Here is a 1,805-nt window from a genome sequence, read left to right on the forward strand (position 1 = left end):
AGCCGTTTGGGGCGGAAGTGGAGAAGAAGTTTGGATAAGCAAAAACCTACCGTCGGAAGCCTTTTTGCAGGTATTGGCGGGTTTGATTTGGGATTTGAACAGGCTGGTTTTGACACTGCTTGGCAAGTAGAGATTAATCCTGTACCCCGTGCAGTTTTGACCGACCGCTTCCCACACGCAAAACAGTTTGAGGATGTCAGAACGGTATTGTCAGAATTATGGCCGGTAGATGTGATTATTGGCGGATTCCCATGTCAGGATGTATCAATAGCCGGTAAGCGTAAAGGTCTTGCCGGGGAAAGAACAGGTTTATTTTATGACGCAATGCGTATTGTCGACCAGCTTAAACCCCGCTGGATTGTCCTTGAAAACGTTACGGGTTTGCTCAATAGCAACAATGGCGAAGACTTTCAAACAGTCATCAAGTCCCTTGCCGAATGCGGGTATGTGGGATACTGGCGCGTGCTTAATGCAGCATATTTCGGAGTCCCCACGGCACGCCGTCGGGTTTTCTTGGTCGCTGGCTTGGGAGAGTACCCCCCCTATGAGTTTATGGCTGACGCCGGCTCAATTGGAGTCTTACCTCGCGCGGTTGAGACGTATGGGCTACAAAAGCCACATGGTACTTTGCTTAGAGGGATTTCCAAGGGAGCCATTGACCGCTCAGGCACAAATATTCTCGTTACGCCCAACGGACGGGGTGCGATGGTTGAGCGGCAAAGAGCGTCTAACGATGATGGGCTTTGCCTCGGAATGGATGAGGCCAACATTGCGGAGGCTCAAGCTGCGGGAAACGCCGTCTGTCCGCCGGTCTCACGCTGGATTGCCGAAAAATTGATTAAGACTTTTTAAATGCATGAAAACAAAAGAATTCCTCAAATCCCTTGCCGAACTGGCCGCCAGTTTGCGCCAAGTCATCGAAGCGGAAGTGGACGGCTTTGATGCGTCGCCAAAGGCTATTGCTGCACGCCGTGCCAAGGTATTTGACCCGGTAGGCGGTTACGAATATTTCGTAAATACCTACTTCCCCCATTATATCCGCTCGCCTGAGAAATCCGAACTGCATGCGTTTTTATTCAGCCGTCTGCCGGATATTATCCGCTCCCTCAAAGGGGAAAATGAGGCAGTGGGTGCGCCGCGTGGCGAGGGTAAGTCGACGCAGGTTACTCAGTTGTTTACGCTGTGGTGTATTGTGACAGGCCAAAAACATTATGCGGTCATCGTAATGGACAGTATCGACCAAGCGTATCCGATGCTGGAGGCCATTAAGGCAGAACTTGAGTTTAATCCACGCTTGAAAACCGACTTTCCGGAAGTATGCGGGCAAGGCCGTGTATGGCAGGCCGGTACGATTGTGACGGCCAATGACGTTAAAGTCCAAGTGGCCGGTAGCGGTAAAAAGCTGCGCGGTTTGCGTCACGGCCCTTACCGTCCTGACTTAACTGTTTTGGACGATATTGAGAATGACGAACAAGTCCGCAACCCCGAACAGCGCGACAAGCTCAATGCGTGGCTGACTAAGACTGTATTGCCTTTGGGCGGGGTTGGTCAGAAATACGATGTGATATATATCGGCACAATTTTGCATTACGACAGCGTACTTAACCGCACTTTGAATAACCCGTTTTGGCACGGTATTAAGTTTAAGGCGATGAAACGCTGGCCTGACCGCATGGATTTGTGGGACCGCTGGGAGGAACTTTTCCGAAACGACGGCGAGACGGTGGCCGAGGCGTTTTACCTCGCCAATAAAGACGAGATGGAGCGTGGCGCGCAAACAAGCTGGGCGGCTCGCGGCGTGTTGG

The 1,805-nt window shown here is 51.6% G+C and carries 1 protein-coding gene and 1 pseudogene; both read left to right on the forward strand.

Features of this window, described 5'->3' with window-relative positions:
- On the forward strand, positions 1 to 852 hold an 852-nt coding region (gene dcm, locus HMPREF2871_RS03920; protein ID WP_349267160.1), incomplete at its 5' end, for a DNA cytosine methyltransferase.
- Between the two features lie 4 nt (positions 853 to 856).
- Positions 857 to 1,805: pseudogene (locus HMPREF2871_RS03925) on the forward strand (hypothetical protein); the annotation flags it as partial.

Origin of the sequence: Neisseria sp. HMSC067G12 (assembly GCF_001812725.1) — a bacterium.
In the GTDB taxonomy this organism is placed as follows: Bacteria; Pseudomonadota; Gammaproteobacteria; order Burkholderiales; family Neisseriaceae; genus Neisseria; species Neisseria perflava.